11 protein-coding genes are annotated in these 15,554 nt (G+C 45.0%); 8 read left to right on the top strand and 3 right to left on the bottom strand.

Going from position 1 to position 15,554, the window contains the following annotated elements; all coding sequences use genetic code 11:
* Positions 1-103 precede the first annotated feature (103 nt).
* The 7 genes from ACF8OV_RS06480 (at position 104) to fabV (ending at position 10,612) form a co-directional block, all read left to right on the top strand.
* On the top strand, positions 104-775 hold the full coding sequence (locus ACF8OV_RS06480; RefSeq protein WP_005462397.1) for an ABC transporter ATP-binding protein: 672 nt from the start codon (positions 104-106) through the stop codon (positions 773-775).
* Positions 756-3,209 (top strand): ABC transporter permease, encoded by a 2,454-nt coding sequence (locus tag ACF8OV_RS06475; protein WP_005462410.1) that lies wholly within the window; start codon positions 756-758, stop codon positions 3,207-3,209. Before ACF8OV_RS06480 ends, ACF8OV_RS06475 begins: the two co-directional genes overlap by 20 nt.
* A 38-nt stretch (positions 3,210-3,247) precedes the next feature.
* Positions 3,248-4,333 carry a lipocalin-like domain-containing protein gene (locus ACF8OV_RS06470; protein ID WP_180779900.1) on the top strand — a complete coding sequence of 362 codons (1,086 nt, stop codon included), beginning with the start codon at positions 3,248-3,250 and terminating at the stop codon, positions 4,331-4,333.
* A 330-nt stretch (positions 4,334-4,663) separates the two neighbouring features.
* Positions 4,664-5,815, top strand: coding sequence for a Na+/H+ antiporter NhaA (gene nhaA / locus ACF8OV_RS06465; RefSeq protein WP_203502763.1), 1,152 nt, complete (start codon positions 4,664-4,666; stop codon positions 5,813-5,815).
* A gap of 426 nt (positions 5,816-6,241) precedes the next feature.
* A complete protein-coding gene (locus ACF8OV_RS06460) occupies positions 6,242-6,868 on the top strand; it encodes a TetR/AcrR family transcriptional regulator (protein ID WP_005462382.1) in 627 nt (208 codons plus the stop codon).
* 82 nt (positions 6,869-6,950) lie between these two features.
* Positions 6,951-9,233, top strand: a complete 2,283-nt coding sequence (locus tag ACF8OV_RS06455) for an acyl-CoA dehydrogenase (RefSeq protein WP_140274703.1) — start codon at positions 6,951-6,953, stop codon at positions 9,231-9,233.
* A 176-nt stretch (positions 9,234-9,409) separates the two neighbouring features.
* Positions 9,410-10,612: an enoyl-ACP reductase FabV gene (gene fabV, locus ACF8OV_RS06450; protein WP_005462412.1), complete on the top strand. Its 1,203-nt coding sequence runs from the start codon at positions 9,410-9,412 to the stop codon at positions 10,610-10,612.
* Between the two features lie 78 nt (positions 10,613-10,690).
* On the opposite strand, the gene ACF8OV_RS06445 is transcribed toward fabV, so the two are convergent.
* On the bottom strand, positions 10,691-12,373 hold the full coding sequence (locus tag ACF8OV_RS06445; RefSeq protein WP_203502761.1) for an aspartate:alanine antiporter: 1,683 nt from the start codon (positions 12,371-12,373) through the stop codon (positions 10,691-10,693).
* A gap of 176 nt (positions 12,374-12,549) precedes the next feature.
* Positions 12,550-12,816 carry a GrxA family glutaredoxin gene (locus tag ACF8OV_RS06440; RefSeq protein WP_005459605.1) on the bottom strand — a complete coding sequence of 89 codons (267 nt, stop codon included), beginning with the start codon at positions 12,814-12,816 and terminating at the stop codon, positions 12,550-12,552.
* Positions 12,817-13,173: 357 nt separating this feature from the next.
* Between ACF8OV_RS06440 and ACF8OV_RS06435 the strand changes: the two genes are divergently transcribed.
* Positions 13,174-14,412: an iron-containing alcohol dehydrogenase gene (locus ACF8OV_RS06435; protein WP_024699881.1), complete on the top strand. Its 1,239-nt coding sequence runs from the start codon at positions 13,174-13,176 to the stop codon at positions 14,410-14,412.
* 65 nt (positions 14,413-14,477) lie between these two features.
* On the opposite strand, the gene ACF8OV_RS06430 is transcribed toward ACF8OV_RS06435, so the two are convergent.
* Positions 14,478-15,332, bottom strand: a complete 855-nt coding sequence (locus tag ACF8OV_RS06430) for a MurR/RpiR family transcriptional regulator (protein ID WP_005483567.1) — start codon at positions 15,330-15,332, stop codon at positions 14,478-14,480.
* Between the last annotated feature and the right edge of the window lie 222 nt (positions 15,333-15,554).

The raw sequence follows: 15,554 nt of genomic DNA, 5'->3' as shown, positions 1-15,554 counted from the left end.
GTACTCTCATAGTGTGATCAAGTATTCAAAATACTTCCTACTAACAGGATTTTAGTGTAGATTCTGATCCCAATTTTTAAACACCATTTGAGCGGCAAAATCAATGTTAAAACTGTCAGACCTATGTAAAGGCTATGTAGACGGGGGAGAGTTTCATCCTGTGCTACAAGGGGCAGAATTAACATTACAGCAAGGTGAGCAAGTCGCTCTGATGGGGGAAAGTGGTTCTGGTAAAAGTACGTTGCTGAACGTCATTGCTGGTTTAGATACCGCCGATTCAGGCGAGGTTCAGTTTCCAAACTTTGCGATGCATGATGCTCCAGAACACTTAAGAACGCTCTACCGCCGCAACAATATTGGTAACATCTTCCAACAATTCAACCTTCTTCCTACTTTGAACATCGCCGATAACATCCGTTTTTGCCGTCAACTAAAAGGGTTACCGGAAGATAAAGGTCTCTGGCGTCAAATTCTTTCGGCTCTGGATCTCATGCCTTTATTAGGACGCTATCCAGAAGAAGTGTCGGGTGGCCAGCAACAACGTGCTGCGATTGCGCGCGCGTTGTACATGGAACCCAAAATTCTGCTTGCAGATGAACCAACGGGAAGTTTGGATGAGCGAAATGCGGAAGCGGTAATGCGTTTGCTGACCAGTCTTGCACGCCAATTGGACTGTACTTTGTTATTAGTGACGCACAGTGAGAAAGTTGCGGCACACATGGAAGGGAAAATTCGTCTTCAAGGAGGGCAACTGCATGTTATGGCCCGTAGTTAAGGCACTACTCGGTCATTACCGTCGTTACCCACTGCAAATTATTCTCGTCTGGTTAGGCTTAACGCTTGGTGTTTCGCTTCTCGTTGGTGTTACTTCTATCAACCAACATGCGAAGCAGAGTTACGAAACAGGTGAGAAGCTTTTCTCAAACCCACTTCCTTACCGAATTCGTACCAAACATTCTGCAAATAAAATTCCTCAAGGTTTTTACATTCAGCTGCGCCGCGCTGGTTTCAACCAATGTGCGCCTTTTGACGTTCTTCATCTGGATGCCAAAACGGACATGAACTTGATGCTCGTTGGCATCGATCCTGTCGCAATGATCCCTCTTCAGCACGGAAAGTCACTTAATGAGATGCCTGTTCTCTCCTTGATGAAGCCGCCGTATCCGATCTTGATCAGTCAAGATTTGGCGTCTTACATGAACTGGCAAGACGGCGACTTTATTGAGTTGAATGACGGCAGTCGTCTTGGCCCTGTTCAAGTGGATCAAAACAAGCTCTTATCAGGTACACGTTTAGTTACCGACATTTCTTTATTAAGAATGTTGAAGCGAAGCTCGGGCCTTTCAGCGATTTCATGTGGCGAGATGCCAGAAGAAAAACTGATCGCATTAAAAAACATACTGCCAAATGGCATGACCTTGGTACGAAACACTCGTACTGAGCTTGAATCTTTGACCAAAGCATTCCACATGAACCTAACCGCGATGGGGATGTTGTCGTTTTTGGTTGGACTGTTCATCTTCTATCAAGCGATGTCATTGTCTTTTATTCAGCGTCAGCGATTAGTCGGCATTTTGCGTCAAACCGGTGTGAATGGAACCCAATTGGCGCAAGCGCTATTACTTGAGCTCTCGATCCTCGTTTTGGTCGCTTGGGCTTGCGGTAACTTCTTTGGACTCATGTTGGCGAACGAGTTGATCCCTGCAGTATCTTCCAGTTTGAGCGATCTATATGACGCCAACGTTGGCCTTACTATCGGTTGGTCGTGGCAGTCGAGTTTATACAGTTTGATTATGTCGGCGATGGGCGCTTTGATTTCCTGTTTGTGGCCACTGATTCGATTGTTGAAATCGCAACCAATTCGTTTGTCTTCGCGTTTATCGTTAATGCGCTTTGCTGGAAGAGAGTTTTCTTGGCAAGCATTGGCGGCATGTGCTTTCTGTGTAGCCGCGGTTGCGGTTTACCAAGCACCTAAAACGCAAGAGACGGGTTTTGCCATTATCGCATTGATGTTGGTGAGTGTGGCTCTATTCATGCCATTTTTGATGTGGCACATGTTCCAAAGCTTCTCATACACGTTACGCTGGGTTCGTGTGCGTTGGTTCTTTGCTGATGCGGCGGCAAGTATGAGCTATCGTGGTGTCGCAACGATGGCGTTTATGTTGGCACTCGCTGCGAATATTGGTGTTGAGACCATGGTGGGTAGCTTTAGAGACACCACTGACAAATGGTTAAGCCAACGCTTGGCCGCAGATATCTATATTTATCCAACAAACAACTCGGCTGGGCGAATGAGCGCATGGTTACAAGATCAGCCAGAAGTTGAATCGGTTTGGTGGCGCTGGGAAAAAGATGTTCCTACCGAGCATGGCGCGTTGCAAGTGGTCAGCACGGGCCCTTCTGAAGGGGAGCTAGATTCGCTAACGGTCAAGCTCGGTGTTCCAAACTACTGGTATCAGCTGCATCAAACTAAGAGCTTGATGGTCAGTGAATCTATGGCTCTCAAACTGGATATTCGTCCGGGCGATTACATTGATCTGCAAGCGCCACTGGGTGAAGGTTGGCAAGTCGTGGGTGTGTACTACGATTATGGCAACCCATACAACCAAGTGATGATGTCACACCGAAACTGGCTTTATGCGTTTGCCGGAACGGGCAACGTAGGGTTAGGCGTATTGCTGAAAGACAGCGTGAATGGGGAAGGGTTGAAGAATCGTTTAGAAAATGTCTTCCGATTGCCACAAGACCGCGTATTCGACAACAGCAATATCTACAATCAAGCCATGAGAGTATTTGATCACACGTTCGCCATCGCTGGCACGTTAGGCAACATTACTCTTATCATTGCTGTATTTGGTCTTTTCTTTGCAACCCTAGCAGGAGAACTCTCTCGTCAAAGACACTTCTCGCTGCTGAGATGCATGGGTGTTTCTGGCAAAGAGTTGGTTGCCTTGGGGGGCTTGCAACTGTTCGCCTTTGGTGCCATTTCTGCGATTATTGCAGTACCGTTAGGATTGGCCTTGGCCCACCTAATTGTTGATATCATCATTAAACAATCTTTTGGTTGGTCACTCGAACTGCAAACCATTCCTTGGGAATATGCACAAACTATCGCTTGGGCAATGCTCGCGATTATGATCGCCGGGGCGTTACCCGTAATTCGAATGATTAAGAGTACGCCAATGAAGTCGTTGAGGGATGCGTTGTAGTGGAAAAACAAAACTCTAAAAAGCGCGTTTTTGCTTCGATGCTGATCGTTGTCGTTTTTGCTATGTTGACTGGAGCGACGTTGTATTCAACGTTTTGGCTAGAGCCTACTGCTACCCAAGAAAACGAAATCAATTCGGTACTGACGCGAGAAAATAAAACCATTTTTGAGCCCGTTTTACCGGACGAGCATGTCTCATTGCCTTCAGACTTTCGCTTCCATCCTGAATATCAACATGAATGGTGGAACTACTTTGCGAAGCTGCAAGATAAGCAAGGTCGTACTTACAACGTGCAGTGGAGCTATTTTCGCGTCGCCACCGATGAACGAGAAACCAGCGGTTGGCAAAACCCGCAACTGTACATTTCACATGTTGTCGTGAGTCATGGTTCGCATGTGTGGAAAGAACAGCGTGTTGCGCGCGGTGGTATTGGTCAAGCTGGCATGACAAACCGACCATTCCGTTTATGGATAGATAACTGGACTTGGCGCTCATTAGGCTCTACACCATTTCCAGGCAACCTCAATGTTACAACGGACACATTCGGACTCGAACTGAATACCATGACAAGCGGGCCGTTTGTGGTAAATGGAGACAAAGGCTTTCAAGTTAAACATGCACTGCAATCTGTGGCGTCGTTTAGCTTTAGCGCACCGTTTCTTAATGTAAAAGGTACATTGAACTTAAATGGCCGCCTCATCCACGTAACAGGCTCAGCCTGGACGCAAAAAGAATGGGGCAGTGGCTTAATCGACCAAGGCCAACAAGGTTGGGATTGGTTTGTCTTTAACTTGGATGATGGACGTGCGTTAACGGTTAGCCGTTACCGTCATCACGGTCAGACGCCTCATATTTTCGGTACGCTATCGACCCGTTCGGGAAAAGTGGTCAATCTATCAGAGAAAGAGGTCTCGATTACGCCAATGCAGGTAACAAGCCTGTCGAATGGCAGACGTTTACCGTTGCAATGGATCATCAATGTACCTGAACACAAAATCAATTTGACGACTCGTATCATAAAATCCGATATGTGGTTGCCATTTGTTATTCCTTACTGGGAAGGCCCAATCTTGGCTTCTGGCTCCAACGAGGCGTGGGGCTTTATGCAGCTCACCGGCTACTAAAATCTATCGAAAGCCACTTAGCAAAGTGGCTTTTTTGTGTCTGAAGCACGTTAGTTCCGTCTAAAAAATCACAGACTTACCGTGAAGTGAGGCATCATCTTATGCTACTTTAATAACGATCTTGGTTAATAACTGGATAGATAAGAGGAGACGAGAAGGCTTACTTCGTCTCAGTGGTTTGTTGAAAAATACGATGAGTAGTTAAGATAACCTCGGAAAAATCGAAGTTTATACTCTGAACAAGCGATTATTCTAAAATTTTCTGCAGCTATACACTCTTATCATTCTTTGTTAATCGTTTATTAAGATAATAAATATAAGGACGAAACCATGAACGATGTCATCCGTGACTTTTTCAAAATGGAATCCGCAGGTGGTATTCTTCTCGTGATTGCAGCGGCAATTGCGATGACCATTGCAAACTCACCACTGGGCGAAACTTATCAATCTCTACTGCATACTTATGTATTTGGTATGTCTGTTTCTCACTGGATCAACGACGGCCTGATGGCTGTGTTCTTCCTACTTATTGGCCTTGAAGTAAAGCGCGAGCTGCTTGAAGGCGCGCTAAAATCGAAAGAAACTGCCATCTTCCCTGCAATTGCTGCGGTCGGTGGTATGTTGGCTCCGGCACTTATTTACGTTGCTTTTAATGCAAATGACCCTGAAGCGATCTCTGGTTGGGCAATTCCTGCTGCGACAGACATTGCATTTGCTCTGGGTATCATGGCGTTACTTGGTAAGCGCGTACCAGTGAGTCTAAAAGTATTTTTGTTGGCTCTTGCGATCATTGACGACTTAGGTGTTGTAGTCATCATTGCTCTGTTCTACACCGGTGATCTTTCTTCAATGGCATTGCTTGTCGGCTTCGTCATGACAGGTGTACTGTTCATGCTGAACGCGAAAGAAGTCACTAAGCTAACACCGTACATGATTGTAGGTGCTATTTTGTGGTTTGCTGTACTTAAGTCTGGTGTTCACGCAACATTGGCAGGTGTAGTGATCGGTTTCGCGATTCCGCTGAAAGGAAAGCAGGGCGAACACTCTCCACTGAAACACATGGAGCATGCTCTTCACCCTTATGTTGCATTTGGTATTCTTCCTCTGTTTGCATTTGCGAACGCAGGTATCTCGCTAGAAGGCGTATCGATGTCTGGTCTAACTTCAATGCTGCCTCTAGGTATTGCACTAGGTCTATTGATTGGTAAACCTCTAGGCATCTTTAGCTTTAGCTGGGCAGCTGTGAAACTGGGCGTTGCGAAGCTACCAGAGGGTATAAACTTCAAGCATATCTTCGCGGTATCAGTGTTGTGTGGTATCGGTTTTACGATGTCGATCTTTATCTCTTCACTGGCGTTCGGTAACGTAAGCCCTGAGTTTGATACATACGCTCGATTAGGTATTTTGATGGGCTCAACTACTGCAGCGATACTTGGTTACGCTCTACTGCATTTCTCATTACCAAAGAAAGCACAAGACTAACTTCGTATTTAACTGATTTGTAACTCAAAGCCTCCCACTTGGGAGGCTTTTTGTTTTTGAAGAGTGTTAGATAAAGCCTGATCGACAGGCGAAAAAAAGCCCAGCCGAAAAGTTGACTGGGCGGATACAAACATAGGAGTTAATAAGAAAAAAGCAGCAACGTAACAATTAGATTGAAACAAGTTTGACGGCCAGTGAAACTTTAAATGCCCTAGTTGTTACATCTATTCAGACCGAGCTATTTCAGAACAGTTCCATTTTTTTTCAAAAAATTTTGCACTAAATTTATTCGTTTCAAATTCATTCTTTTAAGTGGCTTATCTACTTCGTGGTCCGACCAATGTCTGGAAATGTGATGTTAATCATTTGTTAATCTAAAGTTTCGGGAGTATATTTTCAAACAGTTGTTTAATACGAGTGATTAAAATGGCCCCGAGAAGCACAACAAAAGAAAAAATACTCGATGTCGCAGAAGGACTTTTTGCTGAATATGGTTTCAATGATACGTCGCTAAGAACCATTACAGGCAAAGCAAATGTGAATCTTGCATCGGTGAATTATCACTTTGGTGACAAAAAGACGTTAGTGCGCGCGGTATTAGACCGGTACCTTGAAGCACTGATGCCAAGCATAAAGGCGTCTCTCATTGAGTTGAATACCCGCGAAAGCTACAACATGGACGAAGTGTTTGAATCATTACGTTTACCGCTGCGTACACTTAATGATGTTAGACCAAATGGTACAGCACTATTTATGTTGTTGATTGGTCGAGGTTACACCGATGTACAAGGGCATTTGCGTTGGTTTATCAGCACTCGATACTCAGAAGTATTGAATTTGTTTACTTTCTCTATCATGAAAGCAAACCCAGAGTTGACGGAAGAGTTGTTGTTTTGGCGATTACATTTCACGTTGGGAACGTGCGTATTTACGATGGCCTCAAGTCAAGCTTTGACCGAGCTGGCAGAAAGCAAATTTGAAAAAGAAATCGATGTGAAATCTGTCGTCGATTTACTGATTCCTTACTTGTCCGCTGGTATGTCGGCGAAATAGTCGCTCGATAACGACAAGTAAAAAGTGAAACCAATAATAAGGATTAGCCGCAAGCGGTGACGTGAACAAAAGGATCTGAACTATGAGCTCTCTACGAAGAAAATGGATTAGTGACCCAGCGTTTAAAGTGTTTAAGAAAGTTCTTCCTCCGCTGTCGAGTACAGAAAAAGAAGCGATGGAAGCCGGTAGTGTATGGTGGGATGCCGAGTTGTTTTCTGGCAAGCCAAACTTTACGACGCTACACCATTACCCAGCGCCGACGTTAACTGCTGAAGAGCAAGCGTTTATGGATAATGAACTTGAAACGCTCTTAGACATGCTAGACGATCAAAAAATCGTGAAAGAAGATCGTGATTTGCCACCGGAGGTGTGGGAATACTTGCGCAAAGAACGTTTCTTCTCACTGATTATCTCGAAAGAGTACGGTGGCCGTGAGTTTTCTGCATTGGCAAACTCAACGATTGTGTCTCGTATTGCAACGCGCAGTATTAGTGTTGCGGTATCGGTAATGGTTCCTAACTCGTTGGGTCCAGGTGAGCTTCTTTCTCACTACGGTACTCAGGAGCAAAAAGATTACTGGTTACCACGTCTTGCTGATGGTACGGACATTCCTTGTTTTGCTTTGACTGGACCGGAAGCAGGTTCAGATGCGGGCGGCATTCCTGACCAAGGTGTGGTGTGTTACGGCATGCACGACGGCGAAGAGGTGCTTGGTGTTCGAGTTAGCTGGAATAAGCGTTACATCACACTTGCACCTGTTGCGACTGTTCTTGGTCTAGCTTTCAAGCTGCAGGACCCAGACGGTTTACTCGGCGATAAGAAAGACGTAGGCATTACGTGTGCGCTCATTCCTGCTGACCATGACGGCGTTGAAATTGGTGAGCGTCACGATCCACTTGGTTCTGCTTTCATGAATGGTCCGACTCGTGGTGAAGATGTTTTCATTCCAATGGATTGGCTCATCGGTGGCTCAGATTACGCGGGCAAAGGCTGGCGTATGTTGGTTGAGTGTTTGTCTGCTGGCCGCGGTATTTCACTGCCAGCACTTGGTACTGCAATCGGCCACCTGACAACCAGAACCACTGGCGCTTATGCATACGTACGTAAGCAGTTTGGTATGTCTATCGGTAAGTTCGAAGGGGTAGCAGAAGCGATGGGCCGTATTGGCGGTCTGACTTATCTTTTGGAAGCAACGCGTACGTTGACGACTACCTCTCTCGATATGAAAGAGAAACCTGGCATTGTTACGGCTATTGCCAAATACCACATGACTGAAATTGCACGTACGATTTTGAACGACTCGTTCGATATTCACGCAGGTCGTGCGATTCAAGATGGTCCAATGAACTATCTTGCGAAACACTACTTGGGTATTCCTGTTGCGATTACAGTTGAAGGTGCAAATATCCTAACGCGTAACTTGATGATCTTTGGTCAAGGTGCGACCCGTTGTCATCCATATGTGCTTAAAGAGATGGAAGCGGCGGCGAATCCAGACTCAGAGCAGGGTGCGAAAGAGTTCGATTCTCTATTGTTCAAACATATTGGTCATGCGATGGGGAATACGTTTGGTGCGCTAGGTGCAGCACTAACAGGCTCGCGCTTTGTGAAAGCGAATATGAGTGGTCCAACTCAGCGCTATTATAAAGACATCACCCGCCTGAGCCGAGCGTTAGCAGTAAGCGCCGATTTTGCCATGTTGACGTTAGGTGGTGATTTGAAGCGTAAAGAGATGATTTCTGCACGTTTGGGTGATGGTTTGAGCTACCTGTACATGGCATCCGCGACGCTGAAGAAATACGAAGATGAAGGGCGTCAGCAAGGCGATTTAAACTTCGTGCATTACGCTGTCCAATACTGTTTGTACAACGCAGCTAAATCGCTGAACGAAGCGTACGCAAACTTCCCAGTGAAATATGTTGGTGGCGTGTTGAAAGGCTTGTTATTCCCACTAGGGAATCACTTCGACAAACCAAGTGATGAGTTAAGTGTCAGCATTGCTGAAGCCATGATGACCCCAGGCGTGCAGCGTGACCGTTTAACCCACTTGTGTTACATCGGTAAATCCGAAAATGATAGCGTAGGTTTGATGGAAAATGCCTTCCTAGCCATGTACGACGTCAAACCATTGGAGCGTAAGCTAATGAAAGCAGCGAAAGATGGCAAAGTGGCTCGTAAAGGTCTTCTTCAAGATCGCTTACAGCAAGCACTTGACGCTGGTGTGTTGACAGAGCAAGAGGTTGAAAAGATCAACGCTGCTGACCAACTTCGTTACAAAGCTATTCAAGTAGACCACTTCAGTCATGATTTCTCTGAAGTTCGTACTGATAGCCCGAAAAAATCACACTTGAATCCAGCAGCCTAATGAGTGAACCTCGGTAATGAAAAGCACCTCCTAGAGGTGCTTTTTTGTGTCTTTTATTCATGACAAGGAGAGATAGTGCTCCAACCACTTGCATTTTCGAAGCATTTTTACAGAAATTAGATGCGAACTTCGAACGAAACTTTTATCCTAACAAGGTTTTTTAAAGGAAGTTGAATATGATCATCAAACCTAGAATTCGTGGATTTATCTGTACTACAACGCACCCAGTTGGTTGTGAAGCTAACGTAAAAGAACAAATTGCTTACACAAAAGCGCAAGGCCCAATCAAAAACGCGCCTAAACGCGTTCTTGTCGTTGGTGCTTCAAGTGGCTACGGTCTATCTTCTCGTATCGCTGCGGCATTTGGTGGCGGCGCATCAACTATCGGTGTGTTCTTCGAAAAAGAAGGCACAGAGAAGAAACCTGGTACGGCAGGCTTCTACAATGCGGCAGCTTTTGAAAAGCTTGCTCGTGAAGAAGGCCTATACGCGAAAAGCCTAAACGGCGATGCTTTCTCAAACGAAGCGAAACAGAAAACCATTGATCTGATCAAAGAAGACCTAGGTCAGGTTGATATGGTGGTTTACTCACTGGCTTCACCAGTGCGTAAAATGCCAGAAACAGGTGAGCTTATTCGTTCAGCTCTTAAACCTATCGGTGAGACTTACACATCGACAGCGGTTGATACCAACAAAGACGTAATCATTGAAGCAAGCGTTGAGCCTGCGACAGAAGAAGAAATCAAAGACACAGTAACCGTAATGGGTGGTGAAGACTGGGAACTTTGGATCAATGCACTTTCTGACGCTGGTGTATTAGCGGAAGGTTGTAAGACAGTCGCTTACAGCTACATCGGTACTGAACTAACGTGGCCAATCTACTGGGATGGCGCGCTAGGTAAAGCTAAAATGGACCTAGATCGTGCGGCAAAAGCGCTAAACGAGAAACTAGGTGCAACTGGCGGCAGCGCAAACGTTGCTGTACTTAAGTCAGTTGTTACTCAAGCAAGCTCTGCAATTCCGGTTATGCCTCTTTACATCGCAATGGTATTCAAGAAGATGCGTGAAGAAGGTGTACACGAAGGTTGTATGGAGCAAATCTACCGCATGTTCAGCCAACGTCTTTACAAAGAAGATGGCAGCGCAGCAGAAGTGGATGATATGAATCGTCTACGTCTGGATGACTGGGAACTGCGTGAAGATATCCAACAACACTGTCGTGAGCTATGGCCACAAATTACAACTGAAAACCTAAAAGAGCTAACTGACTACGTTGAGTACAAAGAAGAGTTCTTGAAGCTATTCGGTTTTGGTGTCGAAGGTGTTGATTACGAAGCGGATGTAAACCCAGCTGTAGAAACAGACTTCATTCAAATCTAATTGATTGGATAGATATGCAAAAGGCGCTCATTGAGCGCCTTTTTTGTATTTGATGATTTAGTCGTTCCGCCAAAACGGTTAACTAAGAATAATCAATATGGTACCAGCTAGTGTCATTAGGATGTTGGCTATCGCATAAGTACCCGCATAGCCAAGAGCAGGGATAGTCGATTTCGCGTATTCGTTTACGACATCCATCGCTGGCGCACAAGTACGTGCGCCAATGATCGCCCCGAATAGCAATGCGCGGTTCATCTTCAAAATGTATGCACCAACAAGGTAAGCAATCACAACAGGCACGACACTAACAATAAACGCAAGGCCGATCACCTGTGGGCCAACTTGAGTCAAGTGCTCGAACATCTTGCCACCAGCACTCAAACCGATACCGACCATAAAGAACATTAAACCAAGGTCTTTGACCATGTTTAACGCGCCTTGGGGTACGTAGCCGAAAGTAGGGTGGTTGGCTCTAAGGAAGCCTAGTGTAATACCTGACAGCAAAAGGCCTACCGCGTTACCTAAGCTAAACGACACTTGACCAAATGTCATGGTCACTAGGCCAAACATAATGCCAAGAATAAAGAAGCTACAGAACGCCAATAAGTCGGCCATTTGGCTGTGAATCGAGATGAAACCGATTTTCTCAGCAAGGCCATGTACACGACTCTTCTCACCACTCACCTGAAGTACATCACCTTTGGCAAGAACAATGTCTAAATCCATTGGCATTTCGATTTGCGCACGAACTACGCGGTTAAGGAAACAACCGAACTCAGACAGGTTCAAATCAGATAGACGTTTGCCGGCAATCGCGTCGCTCTTAACGACAATCTCTTCTTCCACAATACGCAGATCGAGAAGGTTACGGTCGAACACTTCTTTACCGTTGCGGAAGCTTGGGTCCAAACGAGCGTGGCTGTCAGGGAAGCCTACCAGTGCTATTTCATCGCCTTCTTGCAAAATCGCATCACCATCAGGGTGGGCGAGAATACCATTACGGCGAATACGCTCAATGTAACAACCCGTTTGGCGATAAATACCAAGTTCTCGTAAGTTTTTGCCGTCTGTCCAATCGATAAGCTCCGGGCCAACTCGATATGCGCGAATAATAGGTAGATAAACTTTGCGCTGGCTTGAGTTACCAAGGCCACGCTCTTGAGCGATTTGTTGAGCAGAGTCTGAAAGGTTCTGCTTTTGTAACTTTGGTAGCAACTTAGCGAACATGATCATGCTGATCAGACCAATCAGATAAGCCATCGCGTAACCTACGGATAGATTTTCTAATACCAAAGAAAAATCCATATTGCGCGGTATTGTTGCAAGACCTGAGTTCAAAGCATCTTGAGCACCAACTAGAACAGGTGTCGCCGTCAATGCTCCTGCCATCATACCGGCAGAAAGACCGAAATCGAGGCCAAAGTAGTGGCTTAAACCGTAAGTTAAGCTCACTGCAGCGACAAGCACGGTCATACTGAGGATGAAGTAGTGTTTACCATCCCTAAAGAAGATGCCAAAAAAGTTAGGTCCAGCTTCTATGCCAACGCAATAGATAAAGAGCATAAAGCCGATGGTTAGCGCTTCAGCGTTAAAGGAAAAGCCTAAATGACCCATGATCAGCGAGGTAATTAGAACACCTATAGAGTTGCCTAACTGTAGGTTTCCAAAGCGAATTTTTCCGATGGCAAGGCCAATGGCTAATACGACGAAGATTAGAAGAATGGGGTTTTGATTGAGAAGTTGTACGACGTCTATGTTCACTGTGTGGCTCGGTAAAGTGTGTGCCAAAAAAGGTTTAGAACTGCGAATTGTAACTAAATATAGCAAAAAGATAAGTGAATTTTTTTAGGTTTTGCTATTAGTTGACTTAGGGAAGTAACAAGCTGAAAAATAATAAAAAAGCCGCATGATGCGGCTTTTAAAAAATCTAATGCTCATTACTCGTCGAATAGACCTAGGTGCTCTTTCGCGTAAGCTTCGAAATCGTCACAACCACCGATGTGTTCTTGGTCGATGAAGATTTGAGGAACAGTTTCAACTGGTTTGCCAACTGTCTTCTCAAGGTCTGCTTTAGAAATGCCTTCAGCTTGGATATCAACGTAACGGTAGTTAAAGTCATCACGTTTAGCTTTTAGTGTTTCTGCGTGTTCTTTAGCGCGAACACAGTAAGGACATGCAGGACGACCAAAAATAACAACGAACATATTCTTATTTCTCCTAAATCTATTCTTTTTTGAAAGCGTACAAACATAGAGGCTTGGTGCGCTCTCTTTTGTTGAAGTAACTATGCCTTATCCAGATACGGAAATAAAGCAGCAATTACCTCTTGTATCTATAGGCGAAATCTATCGGATAAAAACTAAACGAGCTTTAAACCAAAAGACGTAAATAACAGCTTACTCGGACAAAAATAAACCTTAAAAATGACATGGTAACTATGTGAAGTGACGCATAAAAACATACTTTTTGAAGGGTTATTAATGGCAAGGTGGATTGGGTCAACTTTTTTTAACGCAAACCATAGCAATCTATTAAAAGTTGTCGTTTTGGGGAGGAAGTGTATGTTTCAGTTTATGACTGCAACACGGATTATTTTCGGTGAAGGAGCGCTCCAATCTTCACTATCAGTTATCAATCAATTTGGGTATAGCGTCTTGCTCGTGACGGGAAAAGAGACTCAGCGCGCCACACCCATCATCAATTATCTCAAAGCTCAAAATATGCGTTATCAGCACGTCGCCATCAATGGGGAGCCCAACATTACGATGGTGGAAGAGACGGCGGTGCTCGGGCGAAAATTTCAACCTGATATGGTCATCGCGATCGGCGGTGGTAGCGTCATCGACATGGGCAAGGCATTGGCCGCAATCATCCCCAATCAGGGTAATGTCTACGATTATGTGGAAGTAGTTGGAAGAAACGTTCCTCTCAAAGCAAAACCGATTCACTTCATCGCGATTCCCACAACTGCGAGTACTGGCTCAGAAGTGACTAGAAATGCCGTTCTTAAGTCTGGGCAGGACAAAGTAAAAGTAAGTTTAAGAAGTCCGGACATGTTGGCTGACGTTGCAATTGTCGACCCAACATTGACTTATGGGACTGATCAATACACATCTGGACGAGGCGCTATGGATGCATTTACGCATCTGATGGAAGCTTATGTGTGCGGCGAGCCGAATCCTCTCACTGACATGGTATGCGAAGAAGGGCTTCGTCGATTGAGTCGATCAGTGATTGCAGGCTGCAAGCAGGATAATCATAAGGCTCGTTCGGATTTATCTTTTGCGGCTTTGCTTGGAGGGATGGCGATCACTAACGCTAAATTGGGCGCTGCTCATGGGTTAGCCTCTGCACTTGGTGGGAAACTTGATGCTCCGCACAGTGTGATAACTGCACGTTTAGCACCTCATGTGATGCAAGAAAACATCAATGCAGCAAAGCAAGCGGGCAGAAATGATGTGATCAATCGTTATCGAAAACTGGCTCAACTTGTCACGGACAGAGCGAATGCGAATGAACATGACGGCGTGCTTTGGGTCAAGATGGTGTTAGATAAGCTAGAATTGCCATTGCTTGGTAAGTTTGGTGTTTGCCAAACTTCGTTTGAACAGGTAGCAAACGATGCGCTTAAGTCTGTTGCGATTAAAGGTAACCCTTTACCTCTTAATCAGGAGCGTTTGGTGTTCATACTAAAACAGGTGTGCGATTGCAGTGGAGATTGCGTTGCAGAAAGCACGCCGCACATGAGTTCAGTAGAGGTATTGGAATCGAGAAGCGATTTATCAAGTGTGAATGAGTAAATACAAGTAAAGTCGTTGCGAGAAAAAATAAAAAGGGGAGCGAATTGGCTCCCCTTAATCAATGCTTAGTACTGACTTAGCTTGTCATAACGACTGTCTTTTAAGGCATCTTTCACGCGTTTTAGATTTTCGCGGAAACCTGTACCACGGCGAAGTGTAAAGCCTGTGGCTAATACGTCGATAACGGTCATTTGAACGACACGGCTTGCCATTGGCATGTATACGTCCGTATCTTCAGGAATATCTAAAGTGATAGCCAGTGAACTTGCTTTCTCTAATGGAGAGTCTTTCGCAGTGATAGCGATGACAGTTGCACCGTTCTCACGAGCCAGATTCGCAATTTCAACTTGGCTTTTCGTGCGACCAGTATGAGAAATGAGAACAATCACGTCGTTGTCGCTGCAGTTAATACAGCTCATGCGTTGCATGACAATATCTTCAAAACAAGTAATTGGGATATTAAAACGGATGAACTTGTTTTGAGCATCGCGAGCAACAGATGAAGACGCACCAAGACCAAAGAAAGAAATACGTTTTGCTTGAGTCAGCAAGTCAACCGCACGGTTTACTTGCATCGGGTCTAGGCTATTTTTAGCAACATCCAAACATGCCATTGTCGATTCGAAAATCTTATGCGTGTATGCATCTGGGCCGTCATCTTCTTCCACATTACGGTTTACATATGGCGTACCGTTAGCAAGGCTCTGAGCCAAGTGAAGTTTAAAATCCGGGAAACCTTTGGTATCCAGGCGGCGGCAGAAGCGGTTTACAGTGGGCTCACTCACGTCAGCCATTTTTGCTAACGTTGCAATGCTAGAATGAATCGCAGTTTGTGGAGACGCCATAATTACTTCTGCAACTTTGCGCTCTGACTTACTGAAATTCTCCAGATTTTTTTGAATTTTTTCTAATGTATTCATAGTGTTCACGAGGGTATAGAGAACAACTCGCTGGCTCTGTTAACGGGTGGAAACACATTGGTTTCTAAGTTAGAGATGGGCGTTAACGAAAACTACCAGCGCCATAGTTTCAGTATAAACCTGATCTTCAATCTGGCTAAACCAAATACGGTTACTATTTAGTGAGAATTTGACAGGCCTCAAACAAAATGTTGTAAAAACTACAGAATTGAATGTGGAATC

It is taken from the genome of Vibrio sp. GLN_1, from assembly GCF_043106015.1.
Lineage (GTDB): Bacteria > Pseudomonadota > Gammaproteobacteria > Enterobacterales > Vibrionaceae > Vibrio > Vibrio parahaemolyticus.
Note: the sequence above shows the minus strand (reverse complement) of the source record. Positions and strands in the feature narration are given on the sequence as shown.

Coding starts and splice junctions, on each gene's coding strand:
- ACF8OV_RS06480 (WP_005462397.1), top strand. CDS start 104: ATGTTAAAACTGTCAGACCTATGTAAAGGCTATGTAGACGGGGGAGAG.
- ACF8OV_RS06475 (WP_005462410.1), top strand. CDS start 756: ATGTTATGGCCCGTAGTTAAGGCACTACTCGGTCATTACCGTCGTTAC.
- ACF8OV_RS06470 (WP_180779900.1), top strand. CDS start 3,248: ATGCTGATCGTTGTCGTTTTTGCTATGTTGACTGGAGCGACGTTGTAT.
- nhaA (WP_203502763.1), top strand. CDS start 4,664: ATGAACGATGTCATCCGTGACTTTTTCAAAATGGAATCCGCAGGTGGT.
- ACF8OV_RS06460 (WP_005462382.1), top strand. CDS start 6,242: ATGGCCCCGAGAAGCACAACAAAAGAAAAAATACTCGATGTCGCAGAA.
- ACF8OV_RS06455 (WP_140274703.1), top strand. CDS start 6,951: ATGAGCTCTCTACGAAGAAAATGGATTAGTGACCCAGCGTTTAAAGTG.
- fabV (WP_005462412.1), top strand. CDS start 9,410: ATGATCATCAAACCTAGAATTCGTGGATTTATCTGTACTACAACGCAC.
- ACF8OV_RS06440 (WP_005459605.1), bottom strand. CDS start 12,816: ATGTTCGTTGTTATTTTTGGTCGTCCTGCATGTCCTTACTGTGTTCGC.
- ACF8OV_RS06435 (WP_024699881.1), top strand. CDS start 13,174: ATGTTTCAGTTTATGACTGCAACACGGATTATTTTCGGTGAAGGAGCG.
- ACF8OV_RS06430 (WP_005483567.1), bottom strand. CDS start 15,332: ATGAATACATTAGAAAAAATTCAAAAAAATCTGGAGAATTTCAGTAAG.